Annotated in this window: 13 protein-coding genes; 5 read left to right on the top strand and 8 right to left on the bottom strand. The window is 66.1% G+C overall.

The genetic code is table 11. The features are described from left to right. Nucleotides 1-208 precede the first annotated feature (208 nt). The 4 genes from mprF to CG51_RS04885 all read left to right on the top strand — a co-directional run bounded on the left by mprF (nucleotide 209) and on the right by CG51_RS04885 (nucleotide 6,368). The gene (mprF, locus tag CG51_RS04900; protein WP_035742562.1) at nucleotides 209-2,833 is read left to right on the top strand and encodes a bifunctional lysylphosphatidylglycerol flippase/synthetase MprF; all 2,625 of its coding nucleotides are present in this window, start codon (nucleotides 209-211) and stop codon (nucleotides 2,831-2,833) included. Further along, nucleotides 2,830-4,158, top strand: a complete 1,329-nt coding sequence (locus tag CG51_RS04895) for an AcvB/VirJ family lysyl-phosphatidylglycerol hydrolase (RefSeq protein WP_051930053.1) — start codon at nucleotides 2,830-2,832, stop codon at nucleotides 4,156-4,158. Before mprF ends, CG51_RS04895 begins: the two co-directional genes overlap by 4 nt. Nucleotides 4,159-4,220: 62 nt before the next feature. Further along, nucleotides 4,221-4,832 carry an arylesterase gene (locus CG51_RS04890; RefSeq protein ID WP_158212528.1) on the top strand — a complete coding sequence of 204 codons (612 nt, stop codon included), beginning with the start codon at nucleotides 4,221-4,223 and terminating at the stop codon, nucleotides 4,830-4,832. A gap of 129 nt (nucleotides 4,833-4,961) precedes the next feature. Beyond that, nucleotides 4,962-6,368: an FAD-binding oxidoreductase gene (locus tag CG51_RS04885; RefSeq protein WP_035742561.1), complete on the top strand. Its 1,407-nt coding sequence runs from the start codon at nucleotides 4,962-4,964 to the stop codon at nucleotides 6,366-6,368. 2 nt (nucleotides 6,369-6,370) lie between these two features. Here CG51_RS04885 and CG51_RS04880 read toward each other — a convergent pair whose 3' ends face one another. After that, nucleotides 6,371-6,586 carry a hypothetical protein gene (locus CG51_RS04880; protein ID WP_035742560.1) on the bottom strand — a complete coding sequence of 72 codons (216 nt, stop codon included), beginning with the start codon at nucleotides 6,584-6,586 and terminating at the stop codon, nucleotides 6,371-6,373. Nucleotides 6,587-6,704: 118 nt separating this feature from the next. Here CG51_RS04880 and hemE point away from each other — a divergent pair, with 118 nt between their 5' ends. Then, entirely contained in the window at nucleotides 6,705-7,730 is a 1,026-nt protein-coding gene (hemE, locus tag CG51_RS04875) for a uroporphyrinogen decarboxylase (RefSeq protein WP_035742559.1), read from the top strand. A gap of 118 nt (nucleotides 7,731-7,848) precedes the next feature. Here the strand turns inward: hemE and CG51_RS04870 are convergent, their stop codons facing one another. The 7 genes from CG51_RS04870 to rpsA all read right to left on the bottom strand — a co-directional run bounded on the left by CG51_RS04870 (nucleotide 7,849) and on the right by rpsA (nucleotide 13,880). Continuing rightward, entirely contained in the window at nucleotides 7,849-8,814 is a 966-nt protein-coding gene (locus CG51_RS04870; RefSeq protein ID WP_035742926.1) for an alpha/beta hydrolase, read from the bottom strand. Nucleotides 8,815-8,907: 93 nt separating this feature from the next. Next, nucleotides 8,908-10,137: a tryptophan synthase subunit beta gene (gene trpB / locus CG51_RS04865; RefSeq protein WP_035742548.1), complete on the bottom strand. Its 1,230-nt coding sequence runs from the start codon at nucleotides 10,135-10,137 to the stop codon at nucleotides 8,908-8,910. Between the two features lie 13 nt (nucleotides 10,138-10,150). Further along, a complete protein-coding gene (locus tag CG51_RS04860) occupies nucleotides 10,151-10,594 on the bottom strand; it encodes a GNAT family N-acetyltransferase (RefSeq protein ID WP_035742546.1) in 444 nt (147 codons plus the stop codon). Nucleotides 10,595-10,596: 2 nt separating this feature from the next. Then, nucleotides 10,597-11,259: a phosphoribosylanthranilate isomerase gene (locus CG51_RS04855; protein WP_035742544.1), complete on the bottom strand. Its 663-nt coding sequence runs from the start codon at nucleotides 11,257-11,259 to the stop codon at nucleotides 10,597-10,599. A gap of 11 nt (nucleotides 11,260-11,270) precedes the next feature. Continuing rightward, nucleotides 11,271-11,639 (bottom strand): LapA family protein, encoded by a 369-nt coding sequence (locus tag CG51_RS04850; RefSeq protein ID WP_035742543.1) that lies wholly within the window; start codon nucleotides 11,637-11,639, stop codon nucleotides 11,271-11,273. Continuing rightward, nucleotides 11,639-11,935, bottom strand: coding sequence for an integration host factor subunit beta (ihfB, locus tag CG51_RS04845; RefSeq protein WP_035707499.1), 297 nt, complete (start codon nucleotides 11,933-11,935; stop codon nucleotides 11,639-11,641). The genes CG51_RS04850 and ihfB overlap by 1 nt, the downstream gene beginning before the upstream one ends. Before the next feature lie 265 nt (nucleotides 11,936-12,200). Continuing rightward, complete coding sequence (rpsA, locus tag CG51_RS04840; protein ID WP_035742541.1) at nucleotides 12,201-13,880, bottom strand: 30S ribosomal protein S1; 1,680 nt, start codon at nucleotides 13,878-13,880, stop codon at nucleotides 12,201-12,203. Between the last annotated feature and the right edge of the window lie 3 nt (nucleotides 13,881-13,883).

Here is a 13,883-nt window from a genome sequence, read left to right as displayed (position 1 = left end):
CCCCGCTTCGGGCTAGTGGAAGGAAGAGGGCTGACGGAAGGAGCGGCGGGAGAGCGGCGACCGCCAAACCGTTTTCGATATGCTCCCCGCTTCCGCATCGGGGCCGGATCGCACAAGCGTGCTTGTCATACGGGAACAGGACTATGGCCGGTCTCTTATTTTTCTGCGACAAGATGACCCGTATCCGGGCTGCCAAGAGCGGGTCTCAATGACCGAGAAGAATATGGAAATTCCGCGTCCCCCGCCTGAAAAGACGGGCTTTGCGAAGCTAGCCGTCCGATTGCTGGAGCCGCGCGTGGCGGGGCCGCTCATCGGCGCGGTCATCGCGGTCATCGCAACCGTGGTGATCTACAAGATCAGCGACGAGCTTCGGCTGGACGACATCAAGGCCGCCATCTCCGGCACCCCCCGGATCGCGCTGGTGGAGGCCCTAGGGTTCACGGTGTTGAGCTTCTGCGCCCTTGGGCTCTATGACGTTCTGGCCTCGCGACGCGTCGCGCCCGACAGGGTGCCCGTCCGGCTCGCAGCCTTTGCGGGCGCGGTGGCCTATGCGATCTCCAACGCCATCGGCTTTCACGTCGTGGTCGGCAGTTCGATCCGCTACCGCATCTATCAGGCCGCAGGGCTGGATGCCGCCGACGTGGGGCGCATCGTCGGCATATCCTTTCTGAGCTTCACTGCCGGGATCGGTGCGGTGATCGGGCTGGCGCTGCTGCTCGATCCGGACGGCATCCCCTTCCTTCAGATCGTCTCGCCCGTGGCGGACCGGGTCATCGGCGGGGCCATCGTCGCGGCGATTCTGGCCGCTCTCCTGTGGCTCTCGCGCAACCCGCGGGAGGTCATGCTGCTCAACTGGCGCCTTCCGCTGCCCACCGCCCGGAACGCGACCGCCCAGATTTTCGTGGCCGCCGCCGATATCGCCGCCGCCGCCGCCGCGCTCTATGTGCTGCTGCCCGGGGATGTCACGCACGGCTACGCGATGTTCCTCATCCTGTTCGTCGTGGCGCTGGTCATCGGCACGGTCAGCCACGCGCCCGGGGGCCTCGGCGTGTTCGAGGCGACAGTGCTGCTGGGGCTCGGCGCGGGCAACCGTCCGGACGTGGTAGCCGCGCTCGTGCTGTTCCGGGTGATCTACTACTTTCTGCCGCTGGCCCTTGCCGGAATCGCCTTTCTGGGCTTCGAGGGCTACCGGGCGCGACATGCCGTCCGCGCAGTGGCAGGGCGGGTCAGTCCTGTCGTGCAGCGGATTGTGCCGCCTCTTGCGGGAACGGCGACGCTGGTCGGGGGCTGCATCCTCCTGCTGTCCGGCAACGTCCCCGCCATTGCCGATCGGGTGGGCCTGTTGAGCGGGCTGATACCGCTTCCCTTCGCTGAAGCTTCACACCTGATGGCAAGCGTCGCCGGCCTGTTCCTCATCGTCATCTCCCGCGGCCTGTTCCGGCGGATCGCCCGCGCCCGTCTGCTGGCGCTCTGCCTGCTCTGCGCGGGGGCGGTGTTTTCTCTCGCCAAGGGATTGGACTGGGAGGAGGCGAGCGGCCTGCTCGCCGTCGCCCTGCTGCTTGCGGTCTTTCCGGGTGCCTTCTACCGGCGCGGGCGGATGCGCTCCTTCCGACTCACGCCGACCTGGCTCGCCCTGCTGATCGTCATCATCGCTTTCTTCACGCTGATCGGATTGCTCGCCTACCGACACGTGGATTATGAAAACAACCTCTGGTGGAGCTTTGACTGGGACGGGGACGCCTCGCGCTTCTTGCGGGCGACGCTGGCGCTCGTCATCATCACCGGCGCGCTCACCATCGACAGCTGGCTGAACCGGCCCACCGGGAGGCAGGTTTCCGGTCCGGTGGAAATCCCCGATGCCGTTCGGCGCATCCTGAAGACCACGACAGCTACCCAGCCGAACGTGGCGCTACTGGGAGACAAGTCCTTCATGGTCTCCGCCGACGAAACCGCCTTCCTGATGTATGGCGAGCAGGGCAACAGCTGGATCGCGCTCGGCGATCCGGTGGGCGATCCGGAGGCAGGTCGGCGGCTGATCTGGCACTTTGCCGAGGCCGCGGATCGCAACGGGATGCGGGCCATCCACTATTCCGTCACCCCGGAATGGCTGGCCGTGTATCTGGAGCTTGGCCTGGCCCTCTTGAAGACGGGAGAGGTCGCGCGGGTGGACCTGTACAGCTTCTCGCTGGAGGGACCCTCGCGCCAGGACTTCCGCTACGCGGACAAGCGCGCCACGCGTGAGGGGCTGGAATTCTCCGTCATCCCCGCTGCGGAAGTGCCCGCCGCTCTGGAGGAACTCCGCAGCGTGTCGGATGCCTGGCTTGAGACGAAGCACGGCGCGGAGAAGGGCTTCTCCCTCGGCCGGTTCGATGACGACTACATCAAGGAATTCGATATCGCCGTGCTCCGCAAGGAGGGCGCTATCGTCGCCTTTGCCAATCTCTGGCGGTCCGGCGACAATCTGAACGAATTGTCGATCGACCTCATGCGTTACCGGCCCGGCGTATCCAAGGTCATCATGGACGCGCTCTTCGCCCGGCTGCTGCTCTACGGAAAGGCTGAGGGCTACCGCTGGTTCAACCTCGGCGCGGCGCCTCTTGCGGGACTGGCCGATCATCCGTTGGCCTCGACATGGAACCGGCTCGGTACGTTCATCTACCGGCGGGGCGACGAATTCTACAATTTCGAGGGATTGCGCGCCTTCAAGCAGAAGTTCGGGCCGGTCTGGACATCGCAGTACCTCGCCTGCCCCGGCGGCTTTGCCATGCCGCAGGCGCTCATGGATGTGACGGCGCTGATCTCCGGTAATCCGATACGGGTGTTGAAACGATGACATATGCAAAATCTGTGCTGACAGCCCTTCTGTCGCTGCTCGCCGTGACGCCCGTTCACGGTCAGGATGCGCCCCCCACGGTAAGCGCGGAGGGCTTGACCGACATTCCGTTCCACATGCCCGCTCCCCTGCCGCAGGATGGGCCGAAAGCGGTCGTCGTCTATTTTTCTGACGCGGCAGGCTGGCAGCCGGCGGATGACCGGATGGTCGCCGCACTGACGGCGGGCGGGTCCATGGTCCTCGCGGTGGATTATGCGCGTCACATGCAGGAGCTCGCGGCGGAAGAGGGAGACTGCCTGCCGGTGGACGGCGCCATCAGCGATCTCGCCCAGACGGCGGAGCGGCAGGTGGGGCTTCAGACCTACCTCCCGCCAATCCTTGCGGGACGCGGCGCGGGCGCGGCGTTCGCCTATGGCGCCGTGGCGGAGGCGCCCGTCGCTTCCTTCGCTGCGGCGGTGGGCAGCGGCTTCGACGGCAAAACCGCCCTGCCCCGCCCGATATGCCGCCCGGATGATCTGCCCGAGCCTGGCCCCATGGGCTTCGACCCCGCCGTGCAGAGGACCGCGCATCTTTTTCCCTCGGAGGCGGTGCTCTCCGCCGTGGAGGAGGCCGCTTCCGGGCAGGAGGAAGTGACGGTGGAGGAGCTCGACACCGACGCGCCGGAGGCGCAGGTCGCCGCCGCCGTGAGCGACATCGCGGATTCCGTGAAGCCCTTCGGTGACCTGCCGGCCGTCGATGTTCCGGCGGCCGGCGGCAAGCCACGTGCGCTTGCCATCGTGGTCTCCGGGGATGGCGGATGGCGCGATCTGGACAAGTCGGTGGCGGACTGGCTCGCCCAGCATGAGGTTCACGCCGTTGGGCTGGACGCCCTGCGCTATTTCTGGTCCCAGCGGACGCCGGATGAACTGGCCCGCGACCTTGCCACGATCGTCGCGAAGGCTGATCCCACGGGCAAGCTGCCGGTCGGGCTGATCGGCTATTCCTTCGGCGCCGATACGCTGCCCTTCGCCTGGCCCCTGCTGCCGCAGGCACTCCGCGACCGGACGCATCTCATCGGGTTGCTGGCACCCGGCCCGTCGACCTCGTTCCAGGTGACGGTGGGCGGCTGGCTCGGGCTCGACAGCGCCGGCTACGACGTGCCGACCGCCATCGCCGCACTGCCGGCGGACAAGACGATCTGCGTTTCCGGCGACGAGGAGGAAGATACCGCCTGCAACGATCCGCGCCTTGCCGGCTTCGGCAAGATACAGACGACGGGCGGGCACCATTTCGACGGCGATTATGATGCGCTGGCAGCCAAGCTGATGGCAAAGCTGCTGCCTTGATGACCCGCCGCCGGAACCCGTCAGCGTGCAGGGTTTACACCGCGAGGGCCGCGGTCCTTGGTTTGCTGTTTCTATGCCTCGGCGCCCTCGCGGCTCCTTCTGCAGAGGCCCGCACCCTGCGCGTCGTGGCCTTTGGCGACAGCCTGATGCAGAGCTTCGGCCTCCCCGCGCGGCAAAGCCTGCCGGTGCAGCTTGAGGCGTGGCTCCGCGCGCGCGGCTGGGACGTGCGGGTGGAGAACGCCGGTGTCGCGGGCGACACCACGCGCGGCGGGCGGGCGCGGCTCGACAGGGTGCTCAGCCCGAAACCGGATGCGATGATCGTGAGCCTCGGCGGCAACGATGCCTTCCGCGGCGTGCCCTTTGACACTGCCGCCGCCAACCTGACGGCGATCATGGGAGAAATCCGGGTGCGCGCCATCCCGGCGCTGCTGGTCGGCGTTGAGATCCCCGGCATCCATGCTCCGGCCCTGCGCTACAATCGCCTGTGGTCAGAAGTCGCCGCCGCGCAGGACGTGCCGCTCTATCCCAATTTCTACCTTGGCATCCTCCGCCACCTCTCCACCCCGTTCGAAGCACCTCGCTATCTGCTGGACGGGATCCACCCGAACGCGGAGGGCGTGGCGCTGGTGGTGGAGGCGCTCGGCCCCGCCGTGGAAGCGATCCTGCCGCGCTGAAATCCGCCGCATCCGCTTTGCCCGCTCATTTTCGGAACATCCCCGAAGCCGGGAGCGACAGCATGCCGCCCGGTTGACAGCGGAGGGACACGGGCGTCAGGTGCCGCGCGAGATAGCGGGGGACATCGCATGGCATTGATCGACGCTCTTCGGGACATCATCGGCCCGGCCAACGTGCTGACCGGCGAGGAAACGGCACGCTACAGCCATGACTGGACGGGCAAATACGTCTGGACGCCGCTCGCCGTCGTGCGCCCGGCCAGCAGGGAAGAGGTGGCTGCCGTCCTGCGCCTCTGCGCGGGGGCCGGCGTGCCGGTCGTGCCGACCGGCGGCGGCACCGGGCTGAACGGCGGCACCTTCGCGGAAGGCGGGATCATGCTTTCGCTCGAACGGATGAACCGCATCCGTGAAATCCGCCCCGCTTCCCGCATCGCCATCGTCGAGGCTGGCGTCGTCCTCTCGGCCATCCATGACGCGGCGGCGGAGCATGATCTGGCCTTCCCGCTGACCTTCGGCGCGCGCGGCTCGGCGCAGGTGGGTGGCTTTCTCTCCACCAATGCGGGCGGCTCCAACGTGGTGCGGTTCGGCAATACCCGCGCGCTCGTTCTGGGAGTGGAGGTGGTGCTGGCGGACGGGCGCGTGCTCGACCTCATGTCGGAACTGCGCAAGGACAACACCGGCTACGACCTGCGCGACCTGTTCATCGGGGCGGAGGGCACGCTCGGCGTCATCACGGCGGCCGTGCTGAAGCTGGTGCCCGCCGCCCGCGCCCATGCGACGGCGATGGTCGCGGTGCCGGGTCTTGCCGTGGCGCTCGACCTGCTCAACCGGTTGCAGGGGGAGACGGGCGGCGCGGTCGAGGCGTTCGAATACCTGCCCGCCGCCTATATGGAGCGGCTCGCCCGGCATCGCCCCGATCTGAAGGAACCTTTCGCCACGCGCTATCCCTCCACCCTGCTCATCGAAATCGGCGTGACCGCCCCGCATGAGGCGGAGCCGCTCGCCGACGGCTCGCTTCCGGTGGTGACCCGGCTGGAGGATACGCTTGCCATGGCGATGGCCCGGGGTGAGGTTCTGGATGCCACGCTGGCCCGGACGGAGGCACAGCGGGCGGAGATGTGGGCGGCACGGGAGGCCGCAGCGGAGATCACTTTTGCCCAGAAGCCGCATGTCGATACCGACATCTCCCTGCCGCTCGACCGGATGCAGGACTTCCTCACCGCTATGACCGCGCGGCTCCATGCGCTCGATCCGGGCGCGGATGAGCTGGCCATCGCCCATCTGGGCGACGGAAACTTCCACTACACTGCCTTTCCCACGCGCGATGACGCGCCACTGCTCGCCGCGCTGCGCAACGCGGTGGCAGAGGAGGCAGTGCGGCTGGGCGGCAGTTTCTCCGCCGAACACGGGATCGGCCTGTCCAAGCGGCCCACGATGGCGGACCACAAGGATCCCGTAGCACTCGATGTCATGGCCCGGATCAAGGCCGCGCTGGACCCGCAGGGCCTGCTCAATCCCGGAAAGGTGCTGCCCTGACGTCAGGGCGTCTGCGCGCGGAGGCAGTCGCGCGGCTCCCGGCCCGCGGGAACCCGTGTCTCCGCCCCGCAGGCCGCGCAGCGAAAGACGCGCTCGGTCGCGGTGGCATGGGCGCGATCCTCCCGCCAGCGGCAATCGCGGGTGAGCGTGCTGCCCCGGCGCGACCACCACAGACCCACGATCACGGCAAGCAGAAGGAAGGGAATGAAGAAGATCATGTCATGCACATATGTCCGGCGGGATGCGGAGGGCTTACGCCTCCCTCTCGGGCGCGGCAACCGGCTGACTTGACTTCTGCCCCCGCGTCGCGTTCACGGTCGACGGAGGAGAGCCGCCATGACCAAGAAGATACTTCGTGCCCTTGCCGGGGAACGGCAGGATGTTCCGCCCGTCTGGATGATGCGGCAGGCGGGCCGCTACCTGCCCGAATACCGCGCCACGCGGGCGAAAGCCGGGGATTTCCTGAGCCTGTGCTACACCCCAGACCTCGCGGCGGAGGTGACGCTCCAGCCGATCCGGCGCTACGGCTTCGACGCGGCGATCCTGTTTGCCGATATCCTGCTGGTGCCGCAGGCGCTGGGGCTCGACCTGCGCTTCGTGCAAGGTGAGGGTCCGCGTCTTTCCACCGTGACCGATGCAGCGGGGGTTGCGGCGCTCCGCCCGGCCGGAGCGGTGCATGAGACGGTCTCCCCCATCTACGAGACGGTGCGGCTCGTGGCGCGCGCGCTGCCGCCGGAGGTGACGCTCATCGGCTTCGCCGGGGCGCCCTGGACGGTGGCCACCTACATGGTCGCCGGGCGCGGCACTCCGGATCAGGGTCCGGCCCATGCGATGATCGCGCGTGATCGGGCGGCCTTCGGCGCGCTGATCGATCGGATTTCAGAGGCGACGATCCTTTACCTTTCCGCCCAGATCGAGGCCGGAGCGGAGGTCGTCAAGCTGTTCGACAGCTGGGCCGGATCGCTGAAGGGCGCGGATTTCGAGCAATTTGCCGTCGCCCCCGCCCGCCGCATCATCGCCGCGCTGAAGGAGCGCCATCCCGACGTACCGATCATCGCCTTCCCGCGGGAGGCAGGTGAGCGCTATGCGGGCTTCGCACGGGCGACTGGGGCCGACTGCGTCGCGCTGGACAATTCGGTCGATGCCGAATGGGCCGCGCGGGCCGTGCAGGTGGATGGCTGCGTGCAGGGCAACCTCGCCCCTCACCACCTTGTCACCGGAGGGCCGGAGCTGGTGGCGGAGACGCGGCGGATCGTCCGTGCCCTCTCTCAGGGGCCGCATATCTTCAACCTCGGTCATGGGATCACGCCCGACGCCGATCCCGATAACGTCAGCCGGATGCTGGAGGCGATCCGGGGCTGATATCCCCGGCCTCCGGCGAGGAGCGTCTCAGCGCGTCGGCGCGGGCCAATGCCTTTGGTTTCATCCGCTGACAGCCCCAGGCATCGGCAGCTCGGGCATCCGTAGCCTCGGGCATCGGTCAGGGTTTAGGCGGGCTTACGGCGGGTTCGGGATAGGCGGTGGGCAACCATTGGCGGTCGATGAACAGCAGCGCATCGACGATGGTCTGCTGCCAGAGCGACCATGTATGCGCCCCATCGGTGATACGCAGCTCGGAGGTCCGCTTCGCCGCCTGCAGTGTCTCATGCAGGTCTACCGCCCCGCGCCACAGACGGTAGCCGTCATCGTCCCCGCAGGTGATATAGGTGACAGGCAGCGGCTTTCCCGACGCGACGGCGCCCTCGATCAGCGTGAACACATTCAGCCGGTTGAACCGCTCCGCGTCGAAGGGACGGCCGAAAGCCCCGTCGAAATGATCTCCCACCGACGGCAGCGCGAGGGCGGAAGTCGGATTCTTGAGGAAGGCCGACTCCTGCACGACCTGCAATTCCTCCGGCGTGTCGTCGAGATTGGGCGCGGTCACGTTCTGCCAGATCGCGCCCGACAGGCTCGCGGTGACAACATAGAGGTCGTTGTGGCTGTAAGCGAGGCGGAGCGCCCAGAACCCGCCCATGGACAGCCCTGCGATACCCCGGCCCTCCCTGTCCTTGCGGACGGGATAGCGTGCCTCCACGGCAAGCCGCAGGTCACGCGTGATGGCAGTCTCGTAATCCCCCGGTCCACCGAGCGAGGCACTGTCCACATACCAACTGTTTCCGGCGTCCGGCATGACGACGAGCAGCGGATCGATCCGCCCCTCTCCGATCAACCGGTCCAGCGTCGGCTCGATATTGCCCAGATCGCGCCAGCTGTTCTGGTTCCCGCCATGGCCGTGCAGCAGGTAGAGCACGGGCCAGCCGTTCGGCGGCGGATCACCGGCAGGCACATAGACATCGGCGGGGATATCGCGGTGCAGCGCGGCGCTGGTGAAGGTCTCGGGGCGCAGATCGGCCCGGAGCGGGGTGGCAAGGATCAGCAGCAGGGCGGCAAGGAGGCGCAGGGTCATCTTGTCTCCGGTCGGCAGGGGCTCACCGGAAGGCTAATGATCCTGCGCGAAAACGCCAGTCCGCTCCCGCCCATGCGGCGGAACGGCGCCCGTTCAGGGCGTGACCTGCACCTCAACCCCAAGCGCGCGGGCGACGGTGAAGATGTCCTTGTCACCTCGCCCGGACAGGTTGACCACGATCAGGTGATCCTTCGGCAGATCGGGCGCGATCTTGATGGCATGGGCGAGCGCGTGGCTCGATTCCAGCGCTGGAATGATACCCTCGTACATGCACAGATCCTGAAAGGCGGAGAGCGCCTCCGCATCGGTGATGGAGACATATTCGACCCTGCCCGTATCGTGCAGCCAGGCATGTTCCGGCCCGATGCCGGGATAGTCGAGACCAGCGGAAATGGAGAAACCTTCAAGGATCTGCCCGTCGGCATCCTGCAGCAGATAGGTCCGGTTGCCATGCAGCACACCCGGGCGCCCGCCGGTAAGCGAGGCGCAATGCTCCATCCGCTCATCCACACCCTTGCCGCCGGCCTCGACGCCGATGATCCGCACGGAAGGATCGTCGAGGAACGGGTGGAAGATGCCCATGGCGTTCGACCCGCCGCCGATGGCCGCGATGATCGTGTCGGGCAGCCGCCCTTCCTGCGCCTCCATCTGGGCGCGGGTCTCATTGCCGATGATGTTCTGGAAATCACGCACCATGGCCGGATAGGGATGCGGCCCCGCGACCGTGCCGATGCAATAGAACGTGTCGCGCACATTGGTCACCCAGTCGCGCATCGCATCATTCATCGCATCCTTGAGTGTGCCGCGCCCGGAGGTGACGGCAACGACCTCAGCCCCCAGAAGCCGCATGCGGAAAACGTTCGGCGCCTGACGCTGTACGTCATGCGCGCCCATATAGACGATGCACTTCAGCCCGAATTTTGCACAGACCGTGGCAGTGGCGACACCGTGCTGACCCGCGCCGGTTTCCGCGATGATCCGGGTCTTGCCCATGCGCCGGGCAAGCAGGATCTGGCCCAGCACGTTGTTGATCTTGTGCGCGCCGGTATGGTTCAGCTCTTCGCGCTTGAGGTAGATCTTTGCACCCCCCAGCGTCTCCGAAAGGCGTTCGGCGTAGTAGAGCGGCGAGGGGCGGCCGACGTAATGGGTCCAGAGATCGTTCATCTCTGCCCAGAACTCCGGGTCGTGCTTGGCCCGCTCGTATTCCGCCTCAAGCGACAGGATCAGCGGCATCAGCGTTTCCGAGACGAACCGCCCGCCGTAATTGCCGAACCGTCCGTTCTCGTCCGGCCCAGTCCTGTAGCTGTTGCTGCCGCCTTGCATCGCGCGCCTCCCGTCAGGTCAGATCGCGTTTATAACCTATGTGGGATGGGGTAAAGCCAAGCCTGTCGTAGAAGGCATGCGCCCGGCTGCGACTTTTATGTGTGGTCAGCTGCAAAATCCCCGCTCCGGCAGCGCGCGCCCGGGCCTCTGCATCCGCCACGAGCCGTGCGCCCACCCCCTGCGAGCGCAGGTCCGCCACCACGCGCACCGCCTCCAGTGTGGCACGCGTCCGGCCCGCATTGGACAGACCCGGCATGATCGCCAACTGGTAGGTCGCAACCACACGCCCCTGCTGTTCGCCGACGATCAGATGCATGTCCTCCGAAGCAGCGACCCGGGCAAAGGCAGCTTCATAGGGCGCAAGCGTCGCGGATTCCCGCGCGGCGCCGAGCGGATCGTCCGCCAGCAGCGCCACGATGGCGGGCACATCCTCCAGCCGCGCGGGGCGGAAGGTCACGCTCACAGCTTCGTCGCCCGGATGAAGGCACGGATCAGGTCGGGGTCCTTCACGCCCGGCGCGCTTTCGGTGCCGGAGGAGACATCGACCTGCACCGCCCCCGTGACGCGCAGCGCATCGGCCACATTCGCGGGCGTCAGCCCCCCTGCCAGCATCCAGGGCACCGGCCAGCGCAGGTTCCACAAAAGACCCCAGTCGAAGGCCACCCCGTTGCCACCGGGCAGCGCCGCATCCTTCGGGGCCTTGGCATCGACGAGGATCTGGTCGGCGACCGGCCAGTAATCGGCGAGCCGCGCGATATCCTCCGGCCCGGCGATGCCGACAGCCTTCATCACCGGCAATCCGTAGCGCTGGCGAATCTCGGCCACCCGCGCCGGTGTTTCCCGGCCATGCAGTTGCAGCATGTCGAGCGGCACATCGGCCAGGATGGCGTCCAGCAGCACATCATCCGCATCGACGACAAGTCCGACCTTGGCCAAGCCGGCAGGAGCCTCCGCCGCCAGCATCCGCGCCTCGGCGATACCGAGGGCGCGGGGGGAACGCGGAAAGAAGACGAAGCCCGCGTAGGCGGCGCCCGCCTCTGCGGCTGCCGCAACGTGGGCTGGCTCGCGCAGGCCGCAGACCTTCACGCGGACAGATTTGGGAGGGATACGAAGACGTGTCATCAGCCGCGGTTCTACCGCTTGCCGTTTCCGGTCTCAAGCAGGGCCACGATCTCGTCCTTCTTGCCGTTGGGACGTCCGGTCTCGCGCCGGAGCTGAACGACTTCCTGCTCCAGCTTCGCGGCTTCCTTCGATTTCACGCGGGCACGCTTGCGGTGGCCATGCTCCCGGAACCATTCCCAGACGAAGCCGACGAGAATCCCGATCGCGATACCCCCCAGCAGGATGACGAACATCGGCAACTGCACCGCCCAGCTTCCGCCGAACGTCTGCGCGGCGGATACCGGCAGGAAGCGGAATACCACCGGATCGCGGTTTGCGACGGCAACGACAATAAGCACGATGCCCAGCACCGCGATCAATCCGTAACGGAGATAGCGCATCAGTCCTCAGTACCTTCCTTCCCGTTCAGCCGGTCACGCAGAAGCTTGCCGGCCTTGAAGAATGGCACTGCCTTCTCCTCGACTTCAACCGATTCTCCGGTGCGGGGATTGCGGCCTACGCGCGCGTCCCGCTGCTTGACGGAGAAGGCTCCGAAGCCCCGGAGTTCAACCCGGTCGCCCCGCGCCATCGCCTCTATGATCTCTTCAAAGATTGTATTGACGATACGTTCCACATCCCGCTGAAACAGGTGCGGGTTCTCTTCGGAAATCTTCTGGATGAGTTCCGACCGGATCATCCGTCCCCCCGTTTCACTAAATATCGCGACCATTCCACCGTGACTATACGGTCTTTCGCAAGCGCGAGAAACAGGAAACCATTGGAAAGACGGGAGAAACCGGAAACATCCGGGCCAATAACCGCCTATTGAGCGATCCCGCGGAAACCCTGACACGGAATGAGCGAGTAAAACAACTCAAGCACGAACCCGGCCCGCAATCTTTGCAAAGAAAAGCGCCCACCCCGAGGGGTGGACGCCCAAATCAATTGCAATCTGAAAAGGCTCAGCTGCGATCCTTGAGCGCGGCGCCCAGAATATCGCCCAGAGACGCGCCCGAGTCGGAGGAACCGTACTGCTCCACGGCTTCCTTTTCCTCGGCGATTTCGCGCGCCTTGATCGACAGGCCCAGACGACGGGTCTTGGAGTCGACGTTGGTCACGCGCGCATCGACATGATCGCCGACCTGGAAGCGCTCAGGGCGCTGCTCGGCACGGTCACGCGACAGGTCGGAACGGCGGATGAAGGCCTTCATACCGTTGTATTCGACCTCGATACCACCATCCTCGATCGCGGTGACGTTGACCGTCACGATCGAGCCGCGCTTCACGCCGTCGATCGCCTCGGAGAAGGTGTCGTCGCCAAGCGCCTTGATGGAGAGCGAGATGCGCTCCTTGTCGATATCGACTTCCGTCACCGCCGCGCGGACGACGTCGCCCTTGCGGTAGTTCTGGATGGCATCCTCGCCCCGCTGATCCCAGGAGAGATCGGAGAGGTGGACCATGCCGTCGATGTCGTTGTCGAGACCCACGAACAGACCGAATTCGGTGATGTTCTTGACCTCGCCCTCGATCTGCGTGCCGACAGGATGCGTTTCCGCGAAGACTTCCCACGGATTGCGCATGGTTTGCTTGAGGCCGAGCGACACGCGGCGTTTCGCGCTGTCGATCTCCAGCACCATGACGTCCACTTCCTGCGAGGTGGAGACGATCTTGCCGGGGTGGACGTTCTTCTTGGTCCAGGACATCTCGGACACGTGGACCAGACCCTCGACACCCGGCTCCAGCTCGACGAATGCGCCGTAGTCGGTGATGTTGGTCACGCGACCCTTGTGGACGGTGCCGATGGCGTATTTCCGCTCAACCGCATCCCACGGATCGTCCTGGAGCTGTTTCATGCCCAGGGAGATACGGTGGGTTTCCTTGTTGATCTTGATGACCTGGACCTTCACGGTCTCGCCGATCGACAGGATCTCGGACGGATGGTTCACGCGGCGCCACGCCATGTCGGTGACATGCAGCAGGCCGTCCACACCACCCAGATCGACGAAGGCGCCGTATTCGGTGATGTTCTTGACAACGCCGTCCACCACATCGCCTTCGGTGAGCTTGCCGATGACTTCGGCGCGCTGCTCGGCGCGGGACTCTTCAAGGATGGCACGGCGGGACACGACGATATTGCCCCGGCGGCGGTCCATCTTGAGGATCTGGAACGGCTGCTTCATACCCATGAGCGGGCCGGCATCGCGCACGGGGCGGACATCGACCTGGCTTCCCGGAAGGAAGGCCACCGCACCGCCGAGATCGACGGTGAAGCCGCCCTTGACGCGGCCGAAGATGACGCCATCGACGCGCTGTTCAGCGGCGTAGGCTTTCTCCAGACGATCCCAGGCTTCCTCACGACGGGCTTTCTCGCGGCTGATGACCGCTTCGCCACGGGCATTCTCGACGCGATCGAGATAAACCTCGACCTCATCGCCCACGGCGATTTCCGGAGCCTCGCCAGGGGCTGCGAATTCTTTCAGATCGACGCGGCCTTCCATCTTGTAGCCCACGTCGATGATGGCTTGGCCCGCCTCGATGGCGATGACCTTGCCGCGGACGACGGAGCCCTCTTGGGGCGTGTCGATGGCGAGGCTGTCGTTAAGGAGGGCCTCGAACTCCTCCATGGTCGCTTTAGCGCACATAAA

It is taken from the genome of Haematobacter missouriensis, assembly GCF_000740775.1.
GTDB classification, from domain to species: Bacteria; Pseudomonadota; Alphaproteobacteria; order Rhodobacterales; family Rhodobacteraceae; genus Haematobacter; species Haematobacter missouriensis.
This window is presented reverse-complemented; position numbering and strand designations above follow the sequence as displayed.

Bases quoted from the DNA above. Each gene is read 5' to 3' on its own strand.
- mprF (WP_035742562.1), top strand. From the start codon at position 209: ATGACCGAGAAGAATATGGAAATTCCGCGTCCCCCGCCTGAAAAGACG.
- CG51_RS04895 (WP_051930053.1), top strand. From the start codon at position 2,830: ATGACATATGCAAAATCTGTGCTGACAGCCCTTCTGTCGCTGCTCGCC.
- CG51_RS04885 (WP_035742561.1), top strand. From the start codon at position 4,962: ATGGCATTGATCGACGCTCTTCGGGACATCATCGGCCCGGCCAACGTG.
- CG51_RS04880 (WP_035742560.1), bottom strand. From the start codon at position 6,586: ATGATCTTCTTCATTCCCTTCCTTCTGCTTGCCGTGATCGTGGGTCTG.
- hemE (WP_035742559.1), top strand. From the start codon at position 6,705: ATGACCAAGAAGATACTTCGTGCCCTTGCCGGGGAACGGCAGGATGTT.
- CG51_RS04870 (WP_035742926.1), bottom strand. From the start codon at position 8,814: ATGACCCTGCGCCTCCTTGCCGCCCTGCTGCTGATCCTTGCCACCCCG.
- trpB (WP_035742548.1), bottom strand. From the start codon at position 10,137: ATGCAAGGCGGCAGCAACAGCTACAGGACTGGGCCGGACGAGAACGGA.
- CG51_RS04855 (WP_035742544.1), bottom strand. From the start codon at position 11,259: ATGACACGTCTTCGTATCCCTCCCAAATCTGTCCGCGTGAAGGTCTGC.
- CG51_RS04850 (WP_035742543.1), bottom strand. From the start codon at position 11,639: ATGCGCTATCTCCGTTACGGATTGATCGCGGTGCTGGGCATCGTGCTT.
- ihfB (WP_035707499.1), bottom strand. From the start codon at position 11,935: ATGATCCGGTCGGAACTCATCCAGAAGATTTCCGAAGAGAACCCGCAC.
- rpsA (WP_035742541.1), bottom strand. From the start codon at position 13,880: ATGTGCGCTAAAGCGACCATGGAGGAGTTCGAGGCCCTCCTTAACGAC.